Here is a 26,394-nt window from a genome sequence, read left to right as displayed (position 1 = left end):
GGCGTGTTCTCCAACTATCTGATCGGTCTGCGGGAGGGCCTGGAGGCCAGTCTCGTGGTCTGCATCCTGATCGCCTACCTGGTGAAGACCGGGCGGCGGGACGCGCTGAGGCCGGTGTGGACGGGCGTCGGGGTCGCGGTCGTCCTGGCGCTCGGCTTCGGCTGCGCGCTCGAATTCGGTTCGCAGGAGCTGACGTTCGAGGCGCAGGAGGCGCTCGGCGGTTCGCTGTCGGTGCTCGCGGTGTGTCTGGTGACGTGGATGGTGTTCTGGATGCGGCGCACCGCCCGGCACCTGAAGGCGGAGCTGCACGGCAGGCTGGACGCCGCGCTCGCGATGGGCACGGGCGCGCTGGTCGTCACCGCGTTCCTCGCGGTGGGCCGGGAGGGGCTGGAGACGGCCCTGTTCGTGTGGGCGTCGGTGCACGCGGCCGGTGACGGCAGTCCGCGCCCGCTGGTCGGGGTGGCGCTGGGGCTGGCCACGGCGGTGCTGCTCGGCTGGCTGTTCTACCGGGGCGCGCTCAGGATCAACCTGGCCAGGTTCTTCACCTGGACCGGCGGCATGCTGGTCGTCGTGGCGGCGGGTGTGCTGGCGTACGGCTTCCATGACCTCCAGGAGGCCGACTGGCTGCCGGGGCTGACGGATCTGGCCTTCGACATCAGTGGCGCGATCCCGCCGGACAGCTGGTACGGCACGCTGCTGAAGGGCGTGTTCAACTTCCAGCCCGATCCGACCGTCCTCCAGGTCACGGTGTGGCTGCTGTACCTGGTCCCGGCACTCGCGCTGTTCCTCGCCCCGGTAGGGTTCGCCTCCGGGAAGGGGAAGGTGAAGGAACCGGATGAGCAGGGATCACGGCCTTCGAAGGCTCCGCAGGCACCGCAGGACTGACGTGGGCGTGCTCATGGCCGCTCTGTCGGTGACGGCGAGCGGCTGTGTGGTGGTGCACGGTGAGCGCGAGGTGCTCCCGGCCACGACCCGCGCCGAGGCGGCGGAGGCGCTGGAGGAGTTCACGGCCGCGTACAACGCCGCCGACAAGGCGTACGACGGTTCCCTGGACGCCGATCACACCACCGGTGCCCTCGCCGACATCGACGGGGCGCGGCTGGAGGCCGGGCGGGTCAACAGCCCGGAGGGCAACACCCGGCACACACCGCTGAAGCTGACGGACGCGAAGTTCACCATCCCGAAGAAGGCCGGCTGGCCGCGCTGGTTCCTCGCCGACGCGGCCGGGAGCAAGGGCGCGGGCTCGCGCTGGCTGCTGGTGTTCACGCGCGACGGTGTCGACGAGACGTGGGAGGCGGCGTATCTGACGCTCGTCGCCCCGGGCGACGTACCGGAGTTCAAGACGGACGCGGACGGGTGGGCCGAGGCCGTGCCCGCGAACTCGACCGGACCGGCCGTCGCGCCGGGCGAGTTGAGCAAGGACTTCGCCGCCTATCTGAAGGACGGCGGGACCGCGTTCGCCGAGGGTCCGCACACCAGCGGGTGGCGGGCGCAGCGGGAGAAGAAGTCGTCGCGGCCGGGGCTGGCCACGCAGTACATCGACGAGCCGCTGACGAACGGCGACTACGCGCCGCTGGCGCTGCGTACGAAGGACGGCGGGGCGCTGGTGTTCTTCACGACGCGCCACTTCGAGAAGCAGACGGCGGCGGCGGGGGCGTCGGTTCCAGCGCCGAACAAGGACGTGCTGGCGCTGACGGACGGGGAGATACGGCAGTCGCTGACGATGGAGTTCGTCTCCAACGAGGTGGCGCTGGACCCGGCCGACGGCCCGGTGGAGATCCTGGGGCGGATCCAGGGGCTGACGTCGGCACAGGGCGAGTAGGCCGTCAGTGCCGTGAGGGCCAGGCCGCGCTCGCGTGGTCGGGCCGCTCTTCGGCGTAGCGGGCGCAGGAGTCGGTGAGGACCTCCAGCAGGCTCAGCGGGTCCGGGAGCGGATGCTCCGGTCCGCGCACCCAGCGCACCGAGCGGCCGTCGTCGCCGGGGAGGCGGGCGGGCGGTACCAGGACGTAGGAGCCGCGGCAGTGCCAGCGCAGGCCGGGGTGCTCGTCCATGGTCTCCGGGTGGCAGTCCAGCTCGCAGGGCCACCACTCGTCCTCGTCCTCGGGGGTGCCGCGGGTGAGGGTGAAGAACAGCATGCGGTCGTCGTCGCTCTCGGCGACCGGGCCGACCTCGATCCCGGCGTCGAGCAGACGGGTGAGGGCCTGGCGGCCGGCGTCGAGGGGGACGTCGAGGACGTCGTGCACCATGCCGGTGGCGGTGATGAAGTTGGCCTGCGGCTGGTGGCGGGCCCAGCGCTCGATCTGGCCGTGGTCGGTGGTGGACTGCGTCTGCCAGGCGAACGACACCGGGTGCCGGGCGGGGGTCGGACAGCCCACGCGGTCACAGGAACAGCCGTACTGGGCGGCGGGGTGGGCGGCGGGCGCCAGCGGCAGTCCCGCGTCGGCGGCGGCGAGCAGCAGGGCCTCACGGCCGCCCTCGTCGGCGGGCGGTTTCGGGCGGCGTCCGCGCAGCCACTGGGAGAGCCTGCCCTGCCGGCCGCTTCGGCCGCCGAACTCCGCGCTCATCTATCCCCTCGCCTCGCCGTCGTACGCATCGACATGCCCCATCGTCCCACGTTCGTGCGCGTGGTGAGACGGATGGGGTGTCATTGCACACTTTGCCCGCATACACGCACCTACCGTGACCATATGGTCACAAGAATCGCGTCGACGGGCCTCGCGGCCGTGGCCTCCGTGATCTCACTGGCCCTCACCGGCCAGGGCTCCGCCCGCCCGCTGGAGTGGGGTCCCGGGCCGCTGACGGTGGACGCGCTGCCCCGTATCCCGTACGTCGCCCATCGCGGCGGGGCGCGGGAGGTCCCGGAGAACAGCATGTCGGGGCTGGCGGCGGCGTACCGGCGCGGTACGGCGCAGGTGCTGGACTTCGACACACGGGTGCTGCGGGACGGCACGCCGGTCGTCTTCCACGACGCGACGCTGAACCGCACCACGTTCCTGGGCGGCGAGGTGAGCGGGCTGGACGCCGGGGAGTGGCGGGGCGTACGGCTGCGGCCGCGCGACGGGCTGCCGGGGAGCTGGCGTTCGGAGCGGCCGCCGACGGTGGCGGAGGTGCTGGACCGATTCGGCGGGCGGACCGTGCTGATGCTGGAGGCGAAGGACCCGCGCGGGCTCGGCCGGCTGGCGGCGCTGATCCGCGAGCGGGGCCTGACCCGATCGGTGTTCGTGAACACCAACGACCCGGAGGCGGCCCGGCGCGTCCACGCCCTGGGCCTGCTGACCCAGCTCTGGCGCTCGGCCCGTCAGCTCCGCACCGACCGCCCGGAGCGCTGGCGCCCCTACGTCGACCTGCTCGACGTGGACATCAGGGCCCAGGACGCCGATCTGCGCCGCGCGGTCCACTCCGGCATCCCGCGTGTCTGGGCCCACACGATCGTCACCCCGGCCCAGCGCGACCGCGCCCTGTCCCTGGGCTGCAACGGCGTCATCACGGACGCGCCGGGGCGGGTCAGCGGGGTGCGAGGCCGTTGAGGGCGTAGTCGACGAGGGTGTCGGTGTAGTCGTAGGTGATCGGGCCCGTGTACTGGAGCCAGCGCTGGGCGAGGGGGGAGACGAAGAGTTCCAGGGCGATACGGGGGTCGACCTCGGGGCGGACGTCGCCGGCGTCCTGGGCGGCGCGCAGACGGTCGACGTAGAGCTGGAGCTGGGGTTCCAGGAGCCGGGCGACGAACCTGCGGCCGAGCTCCTCGTTGACGACGCCCTCGGCGGCCAGGGCACGGGACGGGGCCTCGAAGGCGGGGTCGCGCAGTTCGTCGACCGTGGCACGCAGGACGAGTCTGAGGTCGGCGGCGAGGTCGCCGGTGTCCGGGATGGTGTACGGGACCTGGCCGGCGGCCCGCGCGGCCTGCTCGCCCATGTCGAGGAACGCCTCGAGGAGGACGTCCGCCTTCGACGGCCACCAGCGGTAGATCGTCTGCTTGCCGACGCCGGCGCGGGAGGCGATGCCCTCGATGGTGGTCCTCGGGTAACCGACCTCGACGACGAGGGCGAGGGCGGCTTCGTAGATGGCCCGTCGGGAGCGCTCGCTGCGGCGGGTGACGTCCGGGGCTGCTGACTGGTTCGTGGACATGGGTCGAATTTACCAGTTGACAAGACGGTGCGTCTCGCCGGAGAGTGGTGGAACCGAAAGCGAGACGAAACGTCTCGTATTCAGAATCCAGGTGAAGGAATGATGACCATGACCCGAGGTGGGCCCGGAAACATGCTGGGGGTCGGCGGCACCCGGCAGCACATGGGGCGCGCGGCCCTGCGCGGCGGCGGTCGCGGAGGGCCGCGCGTCGGGGGCGGCGGTCTTGACGCCCAGACGCGGAAGCGGGAGCTGCTGCGCACGCTGCGGGAGCGGCGGGAGGCGGATCAGCCTTCGGCGGACTCCGCGGACGGCGGCGGCCAGGAGTCGCCCCAGTCGGTGTCGCGGGCCGCGCGGTAGAGGTCGCCGTGGCGTTTGGTGACCGTGGTGCGGTGCAGGGCCGGGTCCTTCTCGCACAGGTCGAGGAGGACCTGGCCCTTGCGGATCTGCGGTCTGCGGACGACGCGGGCGGGGGCCGGGGCGACGGGCAGGCGGGTGGCGGCGACGTAGGCGAACTTCTCGTCCTCGTAGGCGAGGGAGCCGCCCTTGATCTGCCGGTGCAGTGAGGAACGGCTGACCCGCGCGGAGAAGTGGCACCAGTCCGTGCCGGGCGCGATGGGGCAGGCGGCGCTGTGCGGGCAGGGGGCGGCGATGTGGAAGCCGGCGGAGATCAGGCGGTCGCGGGCCTCGATGACGCGGGTGTAGCCGTCGGGGGTGCCGGGTTCGACGATCACGACGGACTGCGCGGCGGCGGCCACGGTGTCGACGAGGGTGGCGCGGTCGGGGGCGGTGAGCTCGTTGAGGACGTAGGAGACGGTGACGAGATCAGTGCTCTCGATGGTGAGCGCCGCTCCGATACGAGAGCGCTGCCAGCGGGTGTCGCGCAGGGCGGGGTTGGCGGCGGCCAGCTCCCGGCCGAGGGCGAGGGCGGGCTCGGCCCAGTCGAGGACCGTCACGGGGCGCTTCCCGCCCCACACGTCACCGACCGCCCAGGCGGCGGCGCCGGTCCCCCCGCCGACATCGGTGTGATCACGGGGCGCCCAGCCGGGCACGGCGTCCGCGAACGCCTCGAGCGCGGAGCGTACGGCCTCGAAGGTGGCGGGCATCCGGTAGGCGGCGTAAGCGGCGACGTCGGCCCGGTCCCGCAGGATCGGCGCCTCGGTCGGGGTGTCCCCCCGATAGCTGGCGATCAACCGCTCCACGGCCGACCCGACCTGCCGGGCCGGAATCCCGTCGAGCAACGCAGCGAGCGCGCTGTGCAGCGAAGCAACACCATTCACCCGGCAATCCTACGAGTCGCCGGCGCCTCCGCCGCCCGTGGGCACCGCAGGTGCGGAGGGGGGCCTGGGGCGGGTTGCGCGACCCGGCGCGGGTGCGGGACGGGGGAGGTCTCGTGGCCCGGCGCTCGCGGGGTGCCGTCGCGCCCACCCGTGCCGCCCTGCGGCACGATTGCCCGCGGAGTGCGAGGGGGCGGCGTGCGCGGGACGCGGGATGCGCGGGACGCGGGATGCGCGGGACGCGGGATGCGCGGGACGCGGGATGCGCGGGACGCGGGATGCGGGGGACGCCGTAGGCGGCAGGCGTCGTGGGCGGCAGGCGTCGTGGGCGGCAGGCGTCGTGGGCGGCAGGCGTCGTGGGCAGGCGGAGGCGCGCGCCTCACTTCCCCCGTACCGCCCGGGCCACCCGGCTCCCCACGGACGCGCGAGGCGTGCTGTCCGGTCGCCCCGGCCGCCGAGGATGCACCGTGTTCGCCAGCAGCACCGCGAAAGTATCCGTACGCCGGTTCAACACCAACGACGTCCCCGTGAACCCCGTATGCCCCGCCCCACCCCCCGCCAGCCCGCCCATGAACCACGGCTGATCCAGCGCGAAGCCCAGGCCCGGCGGGGTGAACAGCAGGTCCACGAAGTCGGGACCGAGGATGCGGGCGGGGCCGTACGAACCCCCCGCCAGCAGGGTGCGGCAGAAGACCGCCAGATCCCGCCCCGTCGAGAACAGCCCCGCGTGCCCCGCCACACCCCCCAGCGCCCACGCGTTCTCGTCGTGCACGACCCCCCGCAGCATCCCCCGCTCCGCCTTCCCCCACGGCCGCCGCTGGTCCTCGGTCGCCGCCGCCCCCGCGCACGGCCCGAAGGACGTCGCCGTCATCCCCAGCGGCCGTGTGATCCCGTCCCGTACGAGGACGTCGAGCCCCCGCCCGGTGACGCGCTCCAAAACATGCTGGAGCAGCAGCATGTTGAGGTCGGAGTAGCAGTAGGCACCCGGCACCCCCACCGGCCGCTCCGCCCGCAGCAGCGCGAGCCGCTCCGCGTCGTCCGCGCAGTCGTAGAGCGGGAGTTCGGGCCGCAGCCCGGACGTATGGGTGAGCAGCTGCCGCACGGTGACCCCGTGCCGCACCACCCCCGTGAACTCCGGCAGATACGCGCCCACGCGCGCGTCGATCCCCAGCGTGCGCCGCTCGATCTGCTGCACCGCCGCCACCGAGGTGAACAGCTTCGTCAGCGACGCCAGGTCGAACGGTGTGGTCACGGTCACCGGGACCCGTTCACCCGTCGGCAGTTCGACCGGCGCGTCCGCCTCCTCGTCGTACCGGGCGTACCGCACCGCCCACCCGGCCGCCTCCTCCACGGCGACGACGGGCCCGCGCCCGACGACCACGACGGCCCCCGCCGCCCATGGCCGCTCACCGCTCACCAGGGCGTGGATCTCCCGCACCAGGAGCCGGAGTTCGCCCGCGTCGAGCCCCGCCCGTTCCGGGGTGCCGACGCGCAGTCGCGGGGCGCTCAGATGCCCCCGCCCTTCATGCCCGTCCGTCCGTTCCACGGTCGGCACATGCCCAGGAAGCAGACGAGTGCCACCAGGGCGGCGGCCAGTTGGACGACGGCCATCGGGACGGCGGTGTCCTCGCCGGCGATCCCGACCAGCGGGGAGGCGATCGCGCCGATGAGGAAGGACACCGTACCGAGCAGGGCGGACGCGGAACCGGCGGCGTGCCGGGTGCGCATCAGGGCGAGGGTCTGGGTGTTGGGCAGGGTGATGCCCATCGCGGACATCAGCACGAACAGCGCGGCCGCCATGGGGACGAGCCCGACCTCGCCGAAGACGCCGAGCGACATCAGCAGCAGCGCGACCGCCGCGCCTACCACGACGGTGAGCCCGAGTCCGAGCACCGTGTCCAGCCGGACCCGGCCGACCAGCACCCTGCCGTTGATCTGCCCCATGATCACGAGGCCGATGGAGTTGAGCCCGAACAGCAGGCTGTACGTCTGCGGCGAGGCGCCGTAGATCTCCTGGACGACGAACGGGGAGGCGGCGACGTAGGCGAAGAGGGCCGCGAAGGCGAAGCCGCCGGTGAGCGTGTAGCCGGTGAAGGCGCGGTCGGCGAGCAGCCGGCGCATCGAGGCGAGCGTCGCGCCGACGCCCCCGCCGTGCCGCTCGGCGGGCGCCAGGGTCTCCGGGAGTTTCGCCCAGACGACGGCCGTCAGCAGCAGCCCGACGCCGGTGAGGACGACGAACACACCCCGCCAGTCGGTGATCCGCAGGATCTGCCCGCCGATGAGCGGCGCGATGATCGGCGCGACGCCGGAGATCAGCATGAGGGTGGAGAAGAAGCGGGCCATGGCCACGCCGTCGTACAGGTCACGGGCGACCGCCCGCGCGATGACGATCCCGGCCGCGCCCGCGAGGCCCTGCAACAGCCGGAAGGCGATGAGGAGTTCGACGGTGGGGGCGATGGCGCACAGCGCGGTGGCGACGATGTAGACCGCGAGGCCGGCGAGGAGCGGACGGCGGCGGCCCCAGCGGTCGCTCATCGGGCCGACCACCAGTTGTCCGAGGGCCATGCCGGCCATGCAGGCGGTGAGGGTGAGCTGGACGGTGGCGGCGGGCGCGTGCAGCGCCTGGGTGACCTCCGGGAGCGCGGGGAGGTACATGTCCATCGCCAGGGGTGGCGTGGCGGTCAGTCCGCCGAGGACGAGTGTGACCAGCAGGCTCGTGCGGCGGGCCGAGGTCGCGCGGACCGCCGCCTCGGCCGCCTTCAGATCGTGTGCGGCCGGACCCCGCACCGCCCTGCCGTCCGTCGGGTTCGCCGCCGTATTCGATACGGAGTTCGATATGGACGCCCCACCCTCGGGCATGTGACCCCTCCCTTTTCACGCCATCGGCTCCCTATGCTCTCAGCTCGTACGGAGTGCTCGGCGTCAACGGCGATGTCATGGGAGCGCTTCCAACGACATCCCTTCACGATGTGACGAACGACACGAGCAGGTGGGACACGCATGACGGAGCAGAAGGTGCGCTGGGGCGTCCTGGCGACCGGCGGGATCGCCGCGACGTTCACCGCGGATCTGGTGGACATGCCGGACGCGGAGGTCGTCGCGGTGGCGTCGCGGTCCGCGGAGCCGGCGAAGGCGTTCGCCGAACGGTTCGGGATACCGCGCGCGTACGGCGACTGGGAGTCGCTGGCGTACGACGACGGGATCGACGTCGTCTACGTCGCCACCCCGCACTCGGCGCACCGGGCGGCGGCCGGGCTGATGCTGGAGGCCGGGCGGAACGTGCTGTGCGAGAAGCCGTTCACGCTGAACGCGCGGGAGGCGGCGGAGCTGGTCGCGCTGGCGCGGGGCAACGGGCGCTTCCTGATGGAGGCCATGTGGATGTACTGCCACCCCATGGTGCGGCGGCTGAAGGCGCTGGTCGACGACGGCGCGATCGGTGAGGTGCGGCATGTGCGGGCGGACTTCGGCCTTGAGGGTCCGTTCCCGGCGACGCACCGGCTGCGGGACCCGGCGCTGGGCGGGGGCGCGCTGCTGGACCTGGGCGTGTATCCGGTGTCGTTCACACAGCTGCTGCTCGGGGAGCCGTCGGACATCGCGGCGAGAGCAGTGCTCTCGGAGGAGAGCGTCGATCTCCAGACGGGTGCGGTGCTCTCCTGGGAGAGCGGTGCTCTCGCTTCGGTGCACTGCTCCATCGTGGGCGGTACGGCGACCGCCGCCTCGATCACCGGTTCGCAGGGCCGTATCGACGTACCGGACGGCTTCTTCTTCCCCGACCGCTTCGTCCTGCACCGGGCCGGCCGCGACCCCGAGGAGTTCACGGCCGACCCGGCGCACGGCCCCCGCGCCAGCCTCAAGCACGAGGCCGCCGAGGTGATGCGGGCCCTGCGCGCCGGTGAGACGGAGTCCCCGCTGGTCCCCCTCGACGGCACCCTCGCCGTGATGCGGACGCTCGACGCGATCCGGGACCGCGTCGGCGTCCGCTACCCGGGCGAGCGGGCGGACACCCCCGGCTCCCCGGAGATCACCCCGGAGGTCACGTCGGAGGTCACGCCGGAGATCGCCCCGGAGGTCACGCCGGCTTGAGTCCCGGCTCCCCCGCCTCCGTGACGAAGGAGGCGGCGGTCGTGAGCGGCGCGCCCTGCGTGGTCACGTGGGACACCGTCTTGAAGTCGGTGCGCGCCAGCTCACGGCCGAGCGACACCGTCGCGTAGCCGCGCAGCCCGTTGTAGAACCGCATGTGCGGGTTGGCGGCCGTGAGGGTGTTCCAGTTGGCGGGCTTGGCGGAGCCGTTGCCGCCGCTGGTGAGGGAGGACGTGACGATCTCCGTGCCCACGGTCCGGGAGTCCGGGTCGGAGAAGTCGCGCTTGACGTCGAAGCCGTAGTGCACGTGCACGTCGCCGGTGAGGATCATCAGGTTGTCGGCACCGGCGGCCTGCGCGCCGGCCAGTACCCGCTCGCGGGAGGCCGGGTAGCCGTCCCAGGAGTCCATGGAGACCTTGGACGGCGGGGTGGTCGTGTCGTGCCGCTGCGAGAAGGTGACCTGCTGGGGTACGACGTTCCACACGGCGTCCGACCGGTGCCAGCCGTTGATCAGCCAGCGCTCCTGGGCGTCGCCGGTCAGGGTGCGCGACGGGTCCTCGGACTGGGGGCCGGGGTACTGCCAGCCGTCGCCGTAGGCCTGGTCGGAGCGGTACTGGCGGGTGTCGAGCACGTCGAACTGGGCGAGCCGGCCCCAGTGCAGGCGGCGGTAGAGCCTGAGGTCGGGGCCGTCGGGGAGCTGGGGCCGGCGCAGCGGCATGTTCTCCCAGTAGGCGCGGTAGGCGGCGGCCCGGCGCAGCAGGAACTCCTCCGGCGGGACGCTGTTCTCCGGGGTGTCGTCGGAGTAGTTGTTCTCGGTCTCGTGGTCGTCCCAGGTGACGACGAAGGGGTGCGCGGCGTGCGCGGCCAGCAGGTCGGGGTCGGACTTGTAGAGGGCGTACCGCAGGCGGTAGTCCTCGAGTGTCACCGTCTCCCGCTTGAACAGGTCGGGCAGGGTGCCGGCGGGGTAGGCGCGGGAGCCCGCGACGTCGTTGACGGCGTACTCGTAGAGGTAGTCGCCGAGGTGGAAGACGACGTCCAGGTCCTCTTCGGCGAGGTGCCGGTACGCGGTGTAGTAGCCCTGGTCGTAGCGCTGGCAGGAGACGACGCCGAAGGTGAGTCCGGCGGTCCTGGCGCGGTCGGCGGGCGCGGTGCGGGTACGGCCGACGGGGCTGACGAAGCGGCCGGCGCGGAACCGGTAGTAGTAGACGTGGCCGGGTGCGAGGTGGGAGACCTCGACGTGCACGGTGTGGTGGAACTCGGGGTGGGCGGTGGCCTTGCCCCGTTTGACGATCCGGCGGAACCGTTCGTCGAGGGCGAGTTCCCATGCGACGGTGACGCGTTTCGCGGGCAGCCCGCTGTCGGCCTGGTACGGGACGGGGGCCAGGCGCGTCCACAGCAGGACGGAGTCGGCGTGCGGGTCGCCGGAGGCGACGCCGAGGGTGAAGGGGTCGTCGGCGATCCGCGCGGCGTCGAGTTCGGCGGCGGCCGCGGTGCCGGTACCGGGCACGTCGACGGCGAAGGCGAGCGCGGCGGCGGCACCGGTGACGGTCACGAAGCGGCGGCGCCCGATGTGCCGGGCGGCCGCGCGCAGTTCGGGGGCGTGCTCTGACTGACGGAACTCGGAAGTCATCCGATCCTCCCCTGACGTATGGACACGGGAGGAATTGGAGTGGCCGGGAACGACCAACCGTGGACGCGTACACAGCATTCAGGCGACGTCCACATGAGATCCGGGTGCCGTCCCCTCCCGTACGCTGCGGGCCCATGAATACGGAGCGAACGGACGGACGGACGAGGATCGCCGTGGTCACCGGGGCCGGTTCCGGTGTCGGGCGGGCGGTGACGTGGGAACTGCTGCGCGCGGGCTGGTCGGTGGCGCTGGCGGGGCGGCGTGCGCAGGCGCTGGAGGAGACGGCGGCGCGGGAGGGCGGTGCGTCGCTCGTCGTGCCGACGGACGTGTCACGGCCCCACGAGGTCGGCGCGCTGTTCGCCGCCACCGTAGGCCGCTTCGGGCGGGTCGACCTGCTGTTCAACAACGCGGGGACGTCCGGGCCCGGCGGGGTGCCGGTGGAGGAACTGCCGTACGAGGCCTGGCGGCACGTGGTGGACACCAACCTCAACGGGGCGTTCCTGTGCGCGCAGGCGGCGTACCGGCAGATGAAGGAGCAGGACCCGCAGGGCGGCCGGATCATCAACAACGGCTCGGTCTCCGCGCACACCCCGCGTCCCCTCTCGGTCGCCTACACGGCGACCAAGCACGCGCTGACCGGCCTCACCAAGTCGCTCTCCCTGGACGGACGTCCGTACCGGATCGCGGTGGGCCAGATCGACATCGGCAACGCGGCGACCGACATGACGCGGCGGATGGGCACGGGTGCCCTCCAGGCGAACGGGGAGACCGCCCCGGAACCGGTGATGGACGTCGCGGACGTGGCCCGCACCGTCCGGCACATGGCGGAGCTGCCGCTGGAGGCGAACGTGCAGTTCGCGACCGTGCTGGCGACCACGATGCCGTACATCGGCCGGGGCTGAGCGGGACCACCACCCGAGCCTGCACAGACGGAATGTGAACGTCCGCACTATTGCGGCGGGTAGTAGGCCTATGCTCAAATCTTCCACACCAAAGCTTCACAGTTGGAGCAAGCGGCTTCCGCAGGCCATCTCCAGGGGGGAGGCGGCAGCCGTTCCATGCACCGGGGTGGGGGGACCCGCGAGGGACCGCGGGTACACACCGGTGGGTGGAACGGCTGCCGCACAAGAAGCTCAGCGGCCGAGGATCCGCTCGGCCTCCGTCATCCGCGCGGCGCTGAGCGCCCCCTTCTCCAGCGCCCCCGCGTTCTCCTCCGCCTGGGCGACCGACCGGAATCCGGGGATCGGCACGGTGCGGGGGCTGCGCGCCCACAGCCAGGCGAGGGCGCCCTGGGCGAGAGTGCGGCCGTCGCTCGTGAGGACGTCCCGGAGGGCGTCGACGCGTGCCAGCCACTCCGGGTCCGCCCCGGTCCCGGCGCCGAACCCCTGCAGCCAGGCGGGCGGCCTGCTGCGGATGTCCCCCTCCTGAGGCCGCCCGCCGTGCTTCCCGGTCAGCAGGCCCATCGCGAGCGGACTGCGGTTGACCGAGGCGAGTCCGGCCTCCTCGCAGAGCCGCAGCATCTCGGGCGCGTCCGTGAGCACGTTGAGCGCGTGCTGTACGGCGGCGCAGTGCGGCCCCTCGGCGAACACGGCGGCGCGGGCCGGGTCGTCGGTGCTCCAGGCGTACGACCGGATGAGCCCGTCCGCCACCAGCTCCTCGCAGGCGTCCCGCAGCCGGGCGGCCCGTTCCGGGCCGGCGTCGGCGAGGTGCAGCTGGTAGAGATCGATGTAATCGGTGCCGAGCCGGCGCAGCGAGGCGGTCAGGGCACGGCGCAGATGCTCCGGGGAGTCGTCGCTCCCGGTGAGGGTGCGGGTGTCCGGGTCGAAGAGGTTGCCCCACTTGGTGGCGACCACGACCTCGCCGCGGCGCCGTCCGAGGGCCCGCCCGAGCACGGTCTCGCTGTGCCCGGCGCCGTAGACGTCGGCGGTGTCGAAGAAGGTGACGCCCAGGTCGAGTGCGCGCCGGACGGCCCGCGCCGACTCCTCGTCGTCGACCTTGCCCCACCCCAGGGGCTGACCGCCCGTGTCCTGCCACTCCCCGCCGATCGCCCAGCAGCCGAACCCGACGGCGCTGACCTCGATCCCGCTGCGTCCCAGTGTCCGTGTGATCTCCATACCGGCGACGCTAGGAGTTGGAGCGCACGCGAAGACAAGCCCCGGGAGTGTCAGTGCCGTGTGCCAGGGTCGTACGTCATGAGCGACGAGCACCCGTCCACCGATCCGTGGGACTCCATCGAGGGCCTGTACGCCTGGCTGGACGCGAACCGTCCGGTGGACGGCCGGGAGGGCCTGCTGCTGCGGATCCTGAAGCTGTCCGAGGAGGTCGGCGAGGTCGCCGAGGCCGTGATCGGGGTGACCGGCCAGAACCCCCGCAAGGGCACCACGCACACCTGGGACGACGTCCGGTCGGAGTTGTGCGATGTGGCGGTCACCGCGCTGATGGCGCTGCGCACCCTCACCCCTGATGCCCGCGAGGTCTTCGCCGAGCACCTGGCGAAGGTCAGCCGCCGCGCCGGCACCACGCCGCGGCCCCCGATGGAGGGCGCACGGCGCGCCCGATGAGCTGATCGGCCCAGTGGCCGCGCTCCCTGACGTGCGACGACTTAGCGTAAGGGTCAATCACCGTACGCAATCGTATCGCAGGAGGTGGGACATGGGGCACATACGTCGCCGGGGCCTGGCTCTGGTCATGGTCGGCGGCCTGGCAGCCGGCCCGGTGTTCATGGGAGCGGGTCCGGCAGCGGCCGTGGAGACCACGGACCGGCCGCATCACTCCGCCGGGGGAGCGCCGCACCACGAGACCCGCACCGTGACGCGCGGCACCACCTTGTGGGAGATCGCCGACGAGCGGTACGGCGACGGCGTGAAGTGGTGGGCCGTCTTCGCGGCCAACGCCAAGGCGATCGAGAGGACCGCGCGGGGCCACGGCCTCGAGGGCAGCGGCCTCGGCCACTGGATCTACCCCGGCGAGGAACTGGCCGTCCCCGCCCCGGAGATGGTGAAGGCCCAGGAGAGGACCTTCCACGAGGTCCTGGACCGCGTCCTGACCCGGCACCCCGGACTGCTCGCCGGCACACCGCCGTTCTGCCCCGGCACCCGGTCCCCCGCAGACCTCGGCGCGTGCGTCATGAGCCTGCTGGAGCAGGTGCCTCGGCTCCTGGAGGGAATCGACGTCCTCCAGGAGATCCCCGTCACCACGCTCACGGCCGTGCTCGAACCTCTCCTCACCTGTGTGACGGAGGAGGACGACCCCGTCGGTTGCCTGACCGAAGCCCTGGCCGAGGCGCTCCCCGAGCTGCTCCCCGACGCCCCCTGACCCGCACCCGCCGGGCGGCAGGTCACGGGCAGTCGTCGGGCCGCAGCCGGAACGCCGTGTGTCCGGTCAGGGGGCGCACCATGCGGCCTTGCGGCAGGCCGCGTGCTCGGGAGCGTCCGCGGTACTGGGGGGTACGGGCCGATACCTCCCGGAGAAACGCCGGGCAGCGGCGGGAAAAGGCTCCGGACGTGGCGGAGCCCGGGAGTCGTATCCAGCTCCCGGGCCCCTGGGGTAGCCACCCATTTGCGCACGCCGGTGGCGTTTAAGAGGACGGATCAGTCATGAAGCCGTCGTGTTCTTCCTTTGAACTACCGCACCAGGTGAGAGGTGCAGACGAGATTCGAACTCGCATCCGATGGCGTATGTCCGTCCCCGGTCGATCCGGCGATCGGCGGCGAATGCTGAGACTGGAGCGAGAGTCTGAGATTGACCGCGGCTGCCTCTGCCATGTTGGGCTACCCCGGCCCGCTGTCGGGCTAGTTGTGCCGGGGGAAGGACTCGAACCTTCACTGTCACCGCTTCTTCAGGCTGAACTTCAGTGTCAGCTTGCGCTCCTGACGCGAACCGGACCTCATTCCGGCCCGCGCTGGTCGCGCACCCCCGCGCTCGCACGCGGGGGCGATCATGGGGCCACCGTGCCCGGCGTCAGCCGAGCAGGTAGCCGAAGACCGCGTCGCCGACCCGCTGGTCGGTGACCTCGGCCCCGTTGGCCTCCTCACGGGCGAACTTCACGGCCTGCTGGAGCTTCTCCACCCGCTCCACCAGCTCGTTCACCCGCCGCGCGGGCAGCGCGCCGGAGAACTTCACCGTCGTCCAGTATCCGATCGGCACGTCCTCGTAGTACACCTCGACCTGCGCCGGGTGCTTCTCGGTCGCCTCCGCCTTGACGTGGTTGCGGGGGACCTTCTTCGTACGGATCGTGCGCACCGGGTCGGTCTTCCACCAGTCCGTGGACGGGTCGTGGGACCAGGACTCGGCGGCGTCGAGGGTCGGGAGCTTCTTGACGAAGGTGTGCAGGTCGGTGAGCTGCTTCTCCAGGAAGAGCAGATAGCTGACCGGCACGTCGGCGACGATCGTAAGCCCGTCGACGGTGACGTCCGCGCGGGCCCGGCAGTTCGCCCAGTCCTTCGTCGCGGTCACGTCGAACAGCCGGGTCAGCGAGGCGGCCATCTCCCGCAGCACGTCCTCGCCCTGCACCTGCACCCGCGTGGACTCGGGCGGCAACTGCTCGCCCTCCTCGTCCTTCGGCTGGTACGTACGCGAGATCCCGGCCAGCAGCACCGGCTTCTGCACCTTGTGGTGCGCGGCGGTGATGTCCTGGAGCGACTTGCTCTTGACACCCTTCTCGACCGCGATGATCTGATTCAACTTCGCCATGTCAGGCCCCCCTTCGAACAGGGGAAACCTATCGCACCGGCTCGAACACACGCCCCCCATTTAATCGCCGCCGCGCCTTGACCTGCTGATCTGCCCGGTGAGGGTGGTTCACGCCGTATGCCGTACGTAGGGCAAAGTAGGGCGGTACAACAACGGCGGCGACGGCACGCACGACGGGACGGACATGACGTACGACTCCCTGGTCAACCGCGGAGACTACTTCTCGGCGCATTACCTCGCCGAGGTGCTGCCCAAGGATCTCAAGGCGGGGCTGCTGCACACCTGGAAGCAGCGCGAGGACGAGGCGAGGGACGGGGAGGGGGAGGGCGGGGAGCCGCTGCCCGTCACCCCCCGCGTCGGCCTGCGGGACCTGCGCCGCCGCTACTTCCGCGCCCGCTCCTCCTTCGCCCTCCCCGAGGACGAGGACGGCACCGCCGCCGCCCCGGACACCGAGGACGACACCGCGACCTACGCCTCCCCCGCCTGGCGGGACCGGGTCCGCGCGCTCAACGGGGACGTCCTGCGCGCCCTCGGCTACGACGCCAAGCCCCGCACGCTGACCGTCACCCGCGCCGACCGGCCGTACGAGGTCCGGGTCGCGCACGCCGAGAAGGATCTGGTCGCGGTGGACTGCGGCTGGGCCGCCGAACCCGACGCCGCCCTCGACCCCCGGGGCCCCGGCCGTCTCCTCGACCCCGTCCCGCTCGACGGCCGCGACACGGTACCCACCGGCTCCAAGCTGGCGAGCTTCCTCTTCGCCTGCGACGACGCCCCGCGCTACGTCCTGCTGCTGGTCGGCGGTGTCGTCGTCCTCGCCGACCGGGCGGCCTGGGGCGAGGGCCGCTATCTCGCCGTCTCCCTCGACACCGCCCTCCAGCGCAACGACACCAAGGCCGGCGGCGAACTCGACACGATCGCCGCCCTGTTCGGCGCGGACTCGCTGCGCACCCCCGAGGAGGGCGGCGGCAACCCGCTCGCCGAACTGGTCGACAAGTCCGCCAAGCACGCGGTGGGCGTCTCGGGCGAACTGCGCGACGGGCTGCGGTCCAGCGTCGAGCTCATCGCCAACGAGGTCCTGGAGCGGCTGCGCGAACAGGGCGTCCGCCCCGAGGACATCGGCGAACTGCCCGAACTGGGCCGTCAGTTGACCCGCGAGTCACTGCGTTACCTGTATCGCGTCCTGTTCCTGCTGTACGCGGAGGCCCGCCCGGAGCTGGGCATCCTGCCCGCCGACTATCCCGAGTACCAGCAGGGGTACGGCCTCGGCCGCCTGGGGGAGCTGGTCGCCGAGCGGGATCTCGTCGACGAGAAGTCCCGCCGGGGCTTCTACCTGTACGAGTCCCTGGACCTGCTCTTCCGCAAGGTCCAGGAGGGCCACCGCCCCCGCCGCACCCACGGCGTGGTCGACGCGACGACGTCGGAGGACGCGGGCCTGCGCTTCGAACCGCTGCACTCCAAGCTGTTCGAGCCCGAGTCGATCGAGCTGATCGGCAGGCACGCGGTACCGGACCCCCGCGTCGACCCCGACCGGGAGGGCGGCCCCCGCTATCTGGACACCCGGCTGCGCAACGAGACGCTGTACCGGGTGCTGCGGCTGCTCATGCTCACACGAGGGAAGCGGCGGGAGCGCGGGGGGTTCATCTCGTACGCGCAGCTCGGGATCAACCAGCTCGGGGCCGTGTACGAGGGGCTGATGTCGTACTCGGGTTTCGTGGCCGGCGAGGAGCTGTACGAGGTCGCCAAGCACGGTGATCCTGCGGACGGTTCCTGGCTCGTACCGGCGACCAAGGCCGACGAGTATCCCGACGGTGTCTTCGTACGGCACACGGACGCCGATACGGGCGAGCAGCGGCGGGTGCGGTACGCGCCGGGCTCGTTCGTGTACCGGCTGTCCGGGCGCGACCGGCAGACGTCGGCCTCGTACTACACGCCCGAGTCGCTGACCCGCGTGACCGTGCAGTTGGCCTTGCGGCACCGGCTGGACCAGGACGACACGGTGACGAGGGCCCGTGAGCTGCTTGAGTGGAGGATCTGCGAACCGGCGCTGGGTTCCGGCGCGTTCCTCAACGAGGCGATCAATCAGGTCGCGGCCGAGTATCTGCGTCGGCGGCAGGACGAGTTGGGCCTCGCCATCGACACCGAGAAGTACGCCGTCGAACTCCAGAAGGTGAAGGCGTACGTCGCCCTGCACAACTCGTACGGCGTCGACCTCAACGACACCGCCGTGGAGCTGGCCGAGGTGTCCCTCTGGCTCAACACCATGCACCCCGGCATGGAGGCCCCGTGGTTCGGGCTGCATCTGCGGCGCGGCAACTCCCTGATCGGCGGCCGGCGGGAGGTGTATCCGGCGGAGCGGCTGAAGAAGGCGGCCTGGCTGGGCACCACCCCGGAGCGCTTCCCGCTGACGGAGGCGGGCGGCGGCCTCCCGGTCACGGTGACCGAGCGCACCACCCGCAGCGGCACGGTCCAGCGGGTCACCGAGAACGCCGTGCACCACTTCCTGCTTCCGGCAAAGGAGTGGGGCGCGGTCGCCGCCGAGAAGGAGGCGAAGGCCCTCGCCCCCGAGGCCGCCCGCACCCTCGCCGCCTGGCGCAAGATGATCACCCGGACGCCCACGGCCAAGCAGGCGGAACGGTTCCAGGCGCTCGCCCGGCGCGTGGAGTTCCTGTGGGACCTCGTCGTCCGCCGACTGGAGATCTCCGAGCGGGACATCTCGCGGCGGATCGCGGTGTGGGGTGCGGAGGACGGCTGGCTGCGCTCGCCGGAGGAGGCGGTGCGGCGAGAGAAGGTGGTGGCCGATCTGACCGCGCCGGACACTCCGTACTGGCGACTGAAGACGCTGATGGACGCGTGGTGCGCGCTGTGGTTCTGGCCGGTGCGGAGCGCCGCGCTGCTGGACGGGTCGGACGAGGTGTACACGCGGGCGGAGACGCTGCCGGACGTCGGGGCGGAGGCCTCGCAGGTGCTGCTGTCCTGGGAGACGGAAGACCTGTTCGGCGAGGTCACCGGGGGCGGTGAGCTGACGGCGGGCTCGGTGGAGCGGAAGCGGGCCGGTCGTCGTAAGGAGGCCGTGGCCCAGCGGAAGCGGGCGGCGGTACCGCTGGCGGGGCTGGACGACTGGCTGGAGTTCGCCGAGGCGCTGATCGGCACGGAGGATGTGCCGGCGGACTCGCTGGTGGCGGAGTTCGGGTCACTGGCGGAACTGGAGCCGTACGAGGACGCGTTGCCCGGCCTGATGGGCATGGAGCACTTCTACGAGCTGGAGTCGCGGTTCCCCTGGGCCTCGGTGGCGCGGGATGTGGCGCGGGAGCAGGGGTTCTTCCACTGGGAGTTGGACTTCGCGCAGGTGTTTGTGCGGGGTGGGTTCGACTTGCAGGTGGGGAATCCGCCTTGGGTACGGCCACGATGGCAGGAAGGTCCGCTGCTGGCGGAGCTGGAGCCCTGGTTCATGCTGGCGGAGAAGCCGAGTGCGGAGGAATGGCGTCTGCGGAGGGAAGAGGCGCTGGCCGCGCGTGCGGACGGCGCGAGTTTCCTCCTCGGCGAGCTGTCCAACCACGCAGGTGCCGTCGCGACGCTGGGCAGTCCGGTGGCGTATCCACTACTGGTCGGCACACAGGGCGACCTGTATCGGGGGTTCATGTCCCGGGTGTGGGAGCACACGGGACCTGGGGGCAGTGCGGGGCTCATTCATCCGGACACACACTTCGGGGGTGTACGCGAGGGGGCGATTCGCGCGGCCGCGTATCGGCACCTGCGGGTGCATGCGCACTTTGTGAACTCGGCGAACTGGGCGTTCGACGACCTCAACCGCTCGGCGGAGTTCGGGATGCACGTCTACGGGACTGCGCAGGAACCGAACTTCCTGCACCTCAGCGAGCTGCGCGGCATCGAGGTGTTGCCCGATTCTCTGGCCCATGACGGCCTGGGAGAAACACCCGCCATCAAGCACAACGGCTCCTGGGACGTACGTCCACACAGTGAGCGTGTGGTGCATGTGGACGAGACGTTGCTGGCCAGCTGGCACGCCCTGGCGGACTCCGTGGGCGGAGCTGCGGAGGCTCCGCTGCTATACCCGGTTCTTGTCGGCGAGCAGGGGGCAATCGAGGCACTGGCCACCTATTCCCACAGTCTTGCCGACTATGATCCAGCGATCACAAGAGGATATGACGAAGCAGGCGCCAAAAAGGCCGGGCTGATCCGTTGGGGAAACCAAGCCGTCCCTGAACTCAAGGATGTGATCCTTCAAGGACCGCACTTCGCGTCGGCGCTTCCCTTCTCGAAGGAGCCGAGGGTCCCCTGCAAGAGCAATCGTGACTGGGACCTGCTCGCTCCAGCGCAGCTGCCCGAAGCGTTCACCCCGGTGACCAACTACGTGCGGGCGACCGACGAGGGAACCTACCTCGCAGCGCAGGACTCCTGGAGCGGAAAGCCGTACACCGCGCACTTCCGGCTGGCCTGGCGAAGAATGATTCCCTTCGACAGTAGCCGCTGCCTGCACGCTGCTCTCATCCCGCCTGGCCCGGCTCACATCCATGCCGTGCAGTCCATGGCCTTGCCGGACAACCGGCTCACCACACTCAACGCCGGCTTCTGGGCAGCGCTCCCGCTGGACTATCTACTTCGCATCACCGGCCGCTCTGATCTCCAAGTTGTCGAAGCACGCAAGATGCCCGCTCCTGACCCGAAGCATCCCCTTGCCGCGCCTCTCCTCCTCCGCGCCCTTCGCCTGAACGCCCTCACCTCCCACTACGCCCCTCTCTGGGAAGAACTGTTCAGCCCCCAGTGGGCTGGCTACGAGGACTGGGCCAATCCCGACTGGCCGTATCTGAAGCCCCTCGCCGCCAGTCTCAAGCCAACGTGGGAGTACGCCACACCCCTCCGTACCGAACACGAACGTCGCGCTGCTCAGGTCGAACTCGATGCCCTCGTTGCCGTATGGCTAGGCATCACAGCCGATCAGCTCGCCGCGATCTTCAAGTCCCGCTACCCGCAGCTCTACGCCTACGAGTCGGAAACGTACTTCGACGTCAACGGCCGCAAGATTGCCGCCGACTTCAACACGTACGGCCACGGTCAGACCAAGCAGGACTATCTAGACCTCCTCGCCCACCTGGAAGACCCGGAGCGCACCCCGCCCCCGGGCGGCTACCAGGGCCCCTTCTATAAGGCAGACCGCGAAGCCGAAATGCGCGCAGCCCACGCACACTTCAAGGCGCGGCTGGACGCCTGACCGCCCCGGGCACGCCTGTGCCCTGTGACTCCCACGGAGCCACAGGGCACAGGCCGTGCAGCGACGATTCAGCCGGCCTGATCGGCGGCGAACCCGACGAACGCGGACCACGAGTCCGAACCGACCGCCAGACCACAGCGCTTGGTGTCCTTCGAGTCCCGCACGTGCACGGTGTGGGGGCGGACTGCCACCTCCACGCAGTCACCACCCTCACCGCTGCTGTAGGTGCTCTTGAACCAAGCCAGTTCCGTTGCAGCCTTCATGACTCTCCCAGCAACCTCTCGACGAAGGCCATCGACTCCCGCGGAGTGAGAGCCTGGGCCCGGATGATCCCATACTGCGCCTCAAGCTCCCGAACAGGCGTCCGCTCCGTGTAGAGGTGGCTGCTCTTCTGGACCTCCGCGTAAGCGATGCGCTGCCCGCTCTTCGTCTCGATCAGGGTGAACGGCCCTGAAAGCCCCGCGTGATCCTCACGCGCCAAGGGCATGACTTGGATCTCGACGTTGCGCTTGTGCCCGATCAGCAGGATCTGTTCCAGTTGTCCACGCAGGACCTCAGCACCGCCGATGGGCCGCCGCAGCGCTGCTTCCTCGATGACGAAGCTCATCAATGGTGCGGGCCCGGCGGAAAAGATCTCCTGCCTGGCCAGACGAGCCGTGACCCGCTGCTCGATCGTCTCCTCGTCCAGGAGAGGTCGCCGCATGGTGAACACAGCCCGCGCATACTCCTCGGTCTGCAACAGCCCCTTCACCACATGTGTGTCGTAGGCATGCAGCTCAACCGCCTCCGCCTCCAACCGGGCCGCATCCCGGAAGAACGCCGGGAACTGCGCCCGTGCGACCTCGTCCTTCATCTCCTGGAGGACCCCGCCCGCGTCGAGCAATTCGTCCGCCTGGTCGATGAACCTCGGAGGCGGTACGCGCCGTCCCTGCTCGTACGACGCGATCGTTGCCGCCGAGTACCCCGTCTGCCCACCGAACTGGGTCCGATCAAGTCCCGCCCGGAGACGGAACCGCTTCATCTGCCGCCCGAACACCCGCAGGATCCCCGACCCCACTCCCGGCTCCGGGGAACCCGCCTCCCCGGCCGCCGCCGCCACTGTCTCGCTCATCGCCCGCTCACCTCCGCCACCCATCCGGCCGGTCCGCCCAACTCCCCCGCCCGACCGGAGGAAACGGCGCACCGCTCGTACACGCGCCGCCGGAACGCGTACAACGCCTCCGGTCGGTCACCCACGACCCACGCTAGGAGCCGACGCACAAGGGAACCGGTGAACGACCCCGGTTCACCTGATCGAGTAACCGGGCGCACATGCGATGCGTCACGTACCGACTACTGCACGAGGGCGTGCGGCCCGTGATCGGCGGTCCTCGGAGGCGGAGGACATCGGCGAGGCCCGGCCGGATGCGGCTGAAGCGCGGGCTGATCGACTCGCCGCTGCCGCGCATCGCCCTGCCCACGCTCCATCCGCGGTGTGCGTTGTGAAGTCGCAGGTCACGGGTCCGGTGTGAAGGGCGAGTTGGGTACGCGGACCCCGCCGGCCGGAATGTCGCGTCCGCCGTGTCCCGGCGGGGGCCTCAGTCGCTCTGGGCGACCGGCTCGGGATCGGCTTCGAGCGCATCGAGCACTGCGTCGCCGTTCGCCCTCGCCCACTCGGTCAGCACGTGGATCGGATCGATCAGCGTCGCCCCGAGCGGGGTGAGCTCGTACTCGACGCGGGGCGGCACCTCGGCGTAGGCGTGGCGGCGGATGAGTCCGTGCGCCTCGAGCCGTCGGAGCGTCTGGGTGAGCATCTTGCGGGAGACGCCGCCGATCAGCTCGACCAACTCGCCATGGCGCACCGGGCCCTCGCTGAGGCCGTAGAGCACGACCACCGTCCACTTGTCGGCGATCAGCTCGACCGCCAGACGCGCCGGGCAGTCGGCGAGGAAGAAGTCACCGGGACGGAAACCGCTCATGGCGCCAACGGTACCTGTCGGCTCCTTGAGGCACCTGCGGGTTCCTATCGGAAACATAGCCTGGGTTCTCTCCCCCCTTCCAAAGCACAGGAGAGTCATGCGAGTCATCAACCAGCAGGCGCTCGGCGGTCCCGAGGTGCTCACCATCGTGGACGCGCCCGAGCCCCGGCCCGTCCCGGGCGAGGTGCTCGTCCGCGTCAAGGCGATCGGGCTGAACCCGCTGGAGGCGCGTCTGCGCGCCGGCGAGTTCCCGCTGCTCGGCCGGCCGCCGTTCATCCTCGGCTGGGACATCAGCGGCGTGGTCGAGGAGGCCCCGCAGACGTGGCGGTTCAGGCCCGGCGCCGAGGTGTTCGGGATGCCGCTGTTCCCGCGGGCGGCGAACGCGTACGCCGAGGTCGTGTCGGCGCCGGCGTTGCACCTGGTACGCAAGCCGGCCTCGCTCTCGCACGTCGAGGCCGCTGCGCTTCCGATCGTCGGGCTGACGGCGTGGCAGGGGCTCGTCGACCTCGCCGGCGTCAGCGAGGGCGATCGCGTCCTGGTCCACGGCGGTGGCGGCGGGGTCGGCCACGTCGCGATCCAGATCGCGAAAGCCCTGGGCGCGCACGTGATCGCGACCGCCGGCGGGAGCAAGCGGGAGTTCGTCGAGGGGTTGGGCGCCGATGAAGTGATCGACTACACGGCGGTCGACTTCACCGACGCGGTCCATGACATCGACGTCGTGCTCGACACGATCGGCGGCGACACCGTCGAGCGGTCCCTCGGAGTGCTCCGCCCCGGCGGTCACCTGGTGACGGCGACCTCCGAGGACGATCCGGAACTCATCGCCACGTACGAGGCGGCGGGCATGCGCTTCAGCGGTATCGCCGTCGACCCCGACCGGGTCGCCCTCCGCGGTCTCGTCGACCTTGTCGAACAGGGGAAGCTCCGGGTCCACGTGCAGGAGACGTTCCCGTTCGAGCGCGTCGCCGACGCGCACCGGCTGCTCGAGGGCGGTCACCTCCAGGGCAAGCTCGTCCTCACCGTCTGATGCCGTCGTGGGGCCTCGCGTGAGCCGGGCCCCACGGGCCTCGGGGCCCGCGGGCGGCGGACGGATGCGGACTTGCAAAAATTAGCAATTGAGCAGATGCTTAAGTTGCTGTGCCCGCCGTCCGGTAGCCGCGGGCACAGCCATGCGTGCCCGTCCCCTGCGGGGCGGGCTGTCGGCGTCGTGGGAAGCGGAGGTCGTGCGGCGGGATGAGTTCGCTGATCAGCCGGGCCGGGGCCCGGATCGTGTCACTGCTGCCCACCCGCGCCGACCTGGCGGAGATGGGCCGCGCTCCCCGTCGGGACCTGCTCGCCGGGCTGACCGTGGCGATCGTGGCCCTCCCGCTCGCGCTCGGCTTCGGGGTGTCCTCCGGGCTGGGGGCGGCGGCCGGGCTCGCGACCGCCGTGGTCGCGGGCGCGCTCGCCGCGCTCTTCGGCGGCTCGAACCTCCAGGTCTCCGGGCCGACCGGCGCCATGACCGTCGTACTCGTCCCGATCGTCGCCCAGCACGGGCCGGGCGGCGTCCTCACGGTCGGTCTGCTGGCCGGCCTGATGCTGATCGCCCTCGCCGCGCTGCGGGCCGGGAAGTACATGCGGTACGTGCCCGCGCCCGTCGTCGAGGGGTTCACGCTCGGCATCGCCTGCGTGATCGGTCTCCAGCAGGTGCCGAACGCCCTCGGTGTGCCCGCGCCGGAGGGAGACCGGGTGCTCGTGGTCGCCTGGCGGGCGGTCGCCGAGTTCGCCGGAGCCCCGAACTGGACGGCGGTCGGTCTCGCGGTCGCGGTGGCCGTGGTCATGCTGGCCGGTGCCCGGCTGCGGCCCACCGTGCCGTTCTCCATCGTCGCGGTGATCGCCGCGACCGTCGTCGTTCAGGTCGCCGGGCTCGACGGGGCGAAGCCGATCGGCGACCTGCCCTCCGGGCTGCTCGCTCCCTCCCTCTCCTTCCTCGAACCCGGCGCACTGGGCGCCCTGCTCGCGCCCGCCGTGGCGGTCGCCGCCCTCGCCGCGCTGGAGTCCCTGCTGTCCGCGTCCGTCGCCGACGGCATGACGGTCGGCCAGAAGCACGACCCGGACCGGGAGCTGTTCGGCCAAGGACTCGCCAACATCGCCTCGCCCCTGTTCGGCGGCGTACCGGCGACCGGCGCCATCGCCCGTACGGCCGTCAACGTCCGCACCGGCGCGAGCTCGCGGCTCGCCGCCCTCGCGCACGCCGCCGTCCTCGCCGTGATCGTGTTCGCGGCCGCGCCGCTCGTCTCGGAGATCCCGCTGGCCGCGCTCGCCGGAGTGCTGCTGGCCACCGCGGTCCGCATGGTCGAGGTCGGCTCGCTCAGGGCGCTGATGAAGGCCACCCGCTCGGACGCGCTGATCCTCGTCCTGACCGCCGTGGCCACCCTGGCCCTGGACCTGGTCTACGCGGTGATCATCGGACTGGCCGTGGCGGGCGCGCTCGCGCTGCGGGACGTCGCCGGACAGGTCCGCTTCGACCAGGTGCCGCTCGACCGCGGCGACCACTGCGACGAGGAGCACGCGCTGCTGGCCGAGCACATCGTGGCGTACCGCATCGACGGTCCGCTGTTCTTCGCCGCCGCCCACCGCTTCCTGCTGGACCTGACCGAGGTCGCCGACGTACGGGTGGTCATTCTGCGCATGTCCCGGGTGTCGACGATGGACGCCACCGGCGCCCTCGTGCTCAAGGACGCCGTGGAGAAGCTGACGCGACGGGGCGTCCTCGTCCTCGCCTCCGGGATCCGGCCCGGCCAGCGCCAGGTTCTGGACTCCGTGGGAGCACTGGAACTGCTGCGGCACGAGGGCCGGGAGTACGCCACCACGCCCGAGGCGATCCGGGCCGCGCGCGGCCACCTGGAGGGAGCCGGTCTCCTGCCCGCGCTGCGGGCCGGGGAGGATGGTCCCCATGTCCGCGACGAGTGAGGCGACGGCACGATGAGTACGCCGCTGTACCAACTGAAGGCCGAGTTCTTCAAGACGCTCGGCCACCCGGCGCGCATCCGGGTCCTGGAGCTGCTGAGCGAGCGCGAGCACGCGGTCTCCGAGATGCTCCCCGAGGTCGGCATCGAGCCCGCGCACCTCTCCCAGCAACTGGCGGTGCTGCGCCGGGCCAACCTGGTCGTGACCCGCAAAGAGGGCTCGACCGTCTACTACTCCCTGACCAGCCCCCACATCGCCGAACTCCTCACGGTGGCCCGCACCATCCTCTCCGGCGTCCTCACAGGCCAGGCCGAACTGCTCGCCGACCTCCAGGCCGACCGGCCGGGGGCGGGACGGCGGGCCTAGGCCGTTTCTTTCGGATCACCTCGCCGACCAGATGAAGATGGCGGCGAGGTGCAGTCCGGCCAGGTAAATGGTGGCCGTCTTGTCGTAGCG

The 26,394-nt window shown here is 71.4% G+C and carries 23 protein-coding genes; 12 read left to right on the top strand and 11 right to left on the bottom strand.

The window, feature by feature from the left end:
* Positions 1-3 precede the first annotated feature (3 nt).
* On the top strand, positions 4-885 hold the full coding sequence (efeU, locus tag ACGFR9_RS33435) for an iron uptake transporter permease EfeU (RefSeq protein WP_393216309.1): 882 nt from the start codon (positions 4-6) through the stop codon (positions 883-885).
* A complete protein-coding gene (locus ACGFR9_RS33430) occupies positions 836-1,822 on the top strand; it encodes a hypothetical protein (RefSeq protein WP_393216306.1) in 987 nt (328 codons plus the stop codon). The genes efeU and ACGFR9_RS33430 overlap by 50 nt, the downstream gene beginning before the upstream one ends.
* A gap of 4 nt (positions 1,823-1,826) precedes the next feature.
* On the opposite strand, the gene ACGFR9_RS33425 is transcribed toward ACGFR9_RS33430, so the two are convergent.
* Positions 1,827-2,564, bottom strand: a complete 738-nt coding sequence (locus ACGFR9_RS33425) for a bifunctional DNA primase/polymerase (RefSeq protein WP_311644764.1) — start codon at positions 2,562-2,564, stop codon at positions 1,827-1,829.
* A gap of 123 nt (positions 2,565-2,687) precedes the next feature.
* On the opposite strand from ACGFR9_RS33425, the gene ACGFR9_RS33420 reads away from it, so the two are divergent.
* On the top strand, positions 2,688-3,527 hold the full coding sequence (locus ACGFR9_RS33420; RefSeq protein ID WP_393216303.1) for a glycerophosphodiester phosphodiesterase: 840 nt from the start codon (positions 2,688-2,690) through the stop codon (positions 3,525-3,527).
* Here ACGFR9_RS33420 and ACGFR9_RS33415 read toward each other — a convergent pair.
* On the bottom strand, positions 3,505-4,125 hold the full coding sequence (locus tag ACGFR9_RS33415; RefSeq protein WP_393216300.1) for a TetR/AcrR family transcriptional regulator: 621 nt from the start codon (positions 4,123-4,125) through the stop codon (positions 3,505-3,507). The two genes, ACGFR9_RS33420 and ACGFR9_RS33415, sit on opposite strands and share 23 nt — an antisense overlap.
* Before the next feature lie 99 nt (positions 4,126-4,224).
* Here ACGFR9_RS33415 and ACGFR9_RS33410 point away from each other — a divergent pair, with 99 nt between their 5' ends.
* Positions 4,225-4,482 (top strand): DUF6243 family protein, encoded by a 258-nt coding sequence (locus ACGFR9_RS33410; protein ID WP_393216297.1) that lies wholly within the window; start codon positions 4,225-4,227, stop codon positions 4,480-4,482.
* Here ACGFR9_RS33410 and ACGFR9_RS33405 read toward each other — a convergent pair.
* The 3 genes from ACGFR9_RS33405 to ACGFR9_RS33395 all read right to left on the bottom strand — a co-directional run bounded on the left by ACGFR9_RS33405 (position 4,410) and on the right by ACGFR9_RS33395 (position 8,258).
* Entirely contained in the window at positions 4,410-5,402 is a 993-nt protein-coding gene (locus tag ACGFR9_RS33405; protein ID WP_393216294.1) for a small ribosomal subunit Rsm22 family protein, read from the bottom strand. The two genes, ACGFR9_RS33410 and ACGFR9_RS33405, sit on opposite strands and share 73 nt — an antisense overlap.
* 376 nt (positions 5,403-5,778) lie before the next feature.
* On the bottom strand, positions 5,779-6,945 hold the full coding sequence (locus ACGFR9_RS33400; protein ID WP_393216291.1) for a serine hydrolase domain-containing protein: 1,167 nt from the start codon (positions 6,943-6,945) through the stop codon (positions 5,779-5,781).
* Positions 6,906-8,258 carry a multidrug effflux MFS transporter gene (locus ACGFR9_RS33395; RefSeq protein ID WP_393216288.1) on the bottom strand — a complete coding sequence of 451 codons (1,353 nt, stop codon included), beginning with the start codon at positions 8,256-8,258 and terminating at the stop codon, positions 6,906-6,908. Before ACGFR9_RS33395 ends, ACGFR9_RS33400 begins: the two co-directional genes overlap by 40 nt.
* A 141-nt stretch (positions 8,259-8,399) precedes the next feature.
* Between ACGFR9_RS33395 and ACGFR9_RS33390 the strand changes: the two genes are divergently transcribed.
* Complete coding sequence (locus ACGFR9_RS33390; protein WP_393216286.1) at positions 8,400-9,482, top strand: Gfo/Idh/MocA family protein; 1,083 nt, start codon at positions 8,400-8,402, stop codon at positions 9,480-9,482.
* Here ACGFR9_RS33390 and ACGFR9_RS33385 read toward each other — a convergent pair.
* A complete protein-coding gene (locus ACGFR9_RS33385; RefSeq protein ID WP_393216283.1) occupies positions 9,469-11,109 on the bottom strand; it encodes an alkaline phosphatase D family protein in 1,641 nt (546 codons plus the stop codon). The two genes, ACGFR9_RS33390 and ACGFR9_RS33385, sit on opposite strands and share 14 nt — an antisense overlap.
* 134 nt (positions 11,110-11,243) lie before the next feature.
* Here ACGFR9_RS33385 and ACGFR9_RS33380 point away from each other — a divergent pair, with 134 nt between their 5' ends.
* Positions 11,244-12,011, top strand: a complete 768-nt coding sequence (locus tag ACGFR9_RS33380) for an SDR family oxidoreductase (RefSeq protein ID WP_393216281.1) — start codon at positions 11,244-11,246, stop codon at positions 12,009-12,011.
* A gap of 231 nt (positions 12,012-12,242) precedes the next feature.
* Here the strand turns inward: ACGFR9_RS33380 and ACGFR9_RS33375 are convergent, their stop codons facing one another.
* Positions 12,243-13,223 (bottom strand): aldo/keto reductase, encoded by a 981-nt coding sequence (locus ACGFR9_RS33375; RefSeq protein WP_393216278.1) that lies wholly within the window; start codon positions 13,221-13,223, stop codon positions 12,243-12,245.
* Positions 13,224-13,301: 78 nt separating this feature from the next.
* Between ACGFR9_RS33375 and ACGFR9_RS33370 the strand changes: the two genes are divergently transcribed.
* Together ACGFR9_RS33370 and ACGFR9_RS33365 are read left to right on the top strand one after the other, a co-directional pair.
* Entirely contained in the window at positions 13,302-13,670 is a 369-nt protein-coding gene (locus tag ACGFR9_RS33370; protein ID WP_393216276.1) for a MazG-like family protein, read from the top strand.
* Positions 13,671-13,761: 91 nt separating this feature from the next.
* The gene (locus ACGFR9_RS33365; protein WP_393216273.1) at positions 13,762-14,424 is read left to right on the top strand and encodes a LysM peptidoglycan-binding domain-containing protein; all 663 of its coding nucleotides are present in this window, start codon (positions 13,762-13,764) and stop codon (positions 14,422-14,424) included.
* 645 nt (positions 14,425-15,069) lie between these two features.
* On the opposite strand, the gene ACGFR9_RS33360 is transcribed toward ACGFR9_RS33365, so the two are convergent.
* Entirely contained in the window at positions 15,070-15,801 is a 732-nt protein-coding gene (locus tag ACGFR9_RS33360) for a hypothetical protein (RefSeq protein ID WP_393216270.1), read from the bottom strand.
* Positions 15,802-15,985: 184 nt separating this feature from the next.
* Here ACGFR9_RS33360 and ACGFR9_RS33355 point away from each other — a divergent pair, with 184 nt between their 5' ends.
* A complete protein-coding gene (locus ACGFR9_RS33355) occupies positions 15,986-21,031 on the top strand; it encodes a class I SAM-dependent DNA methyltransferase (RefSeq protein WP_393216267.1) in 5,046 nt (1,681 codons plus the stop codon).
* A 68-nt stretch (positions 21,032-21,099) separates the two neighbouring features.
* On the opposite strand, the gene ACGFR9_RS33350 is transcribed toward ACGFR9_RS33355, so the two are convergent.
* The 3 genes from ACGFR9_RS33350 to ACGFR9_RS33340 all read right to left on the bottom strand — a co-directional run bounded on the left by ACGFR9_RS33350 (position 21,100) and on the right by ACGFR9_RS33340 (position 22,989).
* Positions 21,100-21,294 carry a DUF397 domain-containing protein gene (locus ACGFR9_RS33350; protein WP_393216264.1) on the bottom strand — a complete coding sequence of 65 codons (195 nt, stop codon included), beginning with the start codon at positions 21,292-21,294 and terminating at the stop codon, positions 21,100-21,102.
* Positions 21,291-22,142: a helix-turn-helix domain-containing protein gene (locus tag ACGFR9_RS33345; protein WP_393216261.1), complete on the bottom strand. Its 852-nt coding sequence runs from the start codon at positions 22,140-22,142 to the stop codon at positions 21,291-21,293. The genes ACGFR9_RS33350 and ACGFR9_RS33345 overlap by 4 nt, the downstream gene beginning before the upstream one ends.
* A 466-nt stretch (positions 22,143-22,608) precedes the next feature.
* The gene (locus tag ACGFR9_RS33340) at positions 22,609-22,989 is read right to left on the bottom strand and encodes a winged helix-turn-helix transcriptional regulator (protein WP_393216258.1); all 381 of its coding nucleotides are present in this window, start codon (positions 22,987-22,989) and stop codon (positions 22,609-22,611) included.
* 97 nt (positions 22,990-23,086) lie between these two features.
* Between ACGFR9_RS33340 and ACGFR9_RS33335 the strand changes: the two genes are divergently transcribed.
* From ACGFR9_RS33335 to ACGFR9_RS33325, 3 genes are all read left to right on the top strand, one after another.
* A complete protein-coding gene (locus ACGFR9_RS33335; RefSeq protein WP_393216255.1) occupies positions 23,087-24,016 on the top strand; it encodes an NADP-dependent oxidoreductase in 930 nt (309 codons plus the stop codon).
* 206 nt (positions 24,017-24,222) lie between these two features.
* Positions 24,223-25,941, top strand: coding sequence for a SulP family inorganic anion transporter (locus ACGFR9_RS33330; protein WP_393216252.1), 1,719 nt, complete (start codon positions 24,223-24,225; stop codon positions 25,939-25,941).
* A gap of 12 nt (positions 25,942-25,953) precedes the next feature.
* Positions 25,954-26,304: a metalloregulator ArsR/SmtB family transcription factor gene (locus tag ACGFR9_RS33325; protein ID WP_311647769.1), complete on the top strand. Its 351-nt coding sequence runs from the start codon at positions 25,954-25,956 to the stop codon at positions 26,302-26,304.
* Positions 26,305-26,394: the final 90 nt, after the last annotated feature.

Origin of the sequence: Streptomyces sp. NPDC048584 (genome assembly GCF_043199595.1) — a bacterium.
In the GTDB taxonomy this organism is placed as follows: domain Bacteria; phylum Actinomycetota; class Actinomycetes; order Streptomycetales; family Streptomycetaceae; genus Streptomyces; species Streptomyces edwardsiae.
The sequence above is the reverse complement of the archived record's forward strand: the minus strand, read 5'-3'. Positions and strand labels throughout refer to the sequence as shown.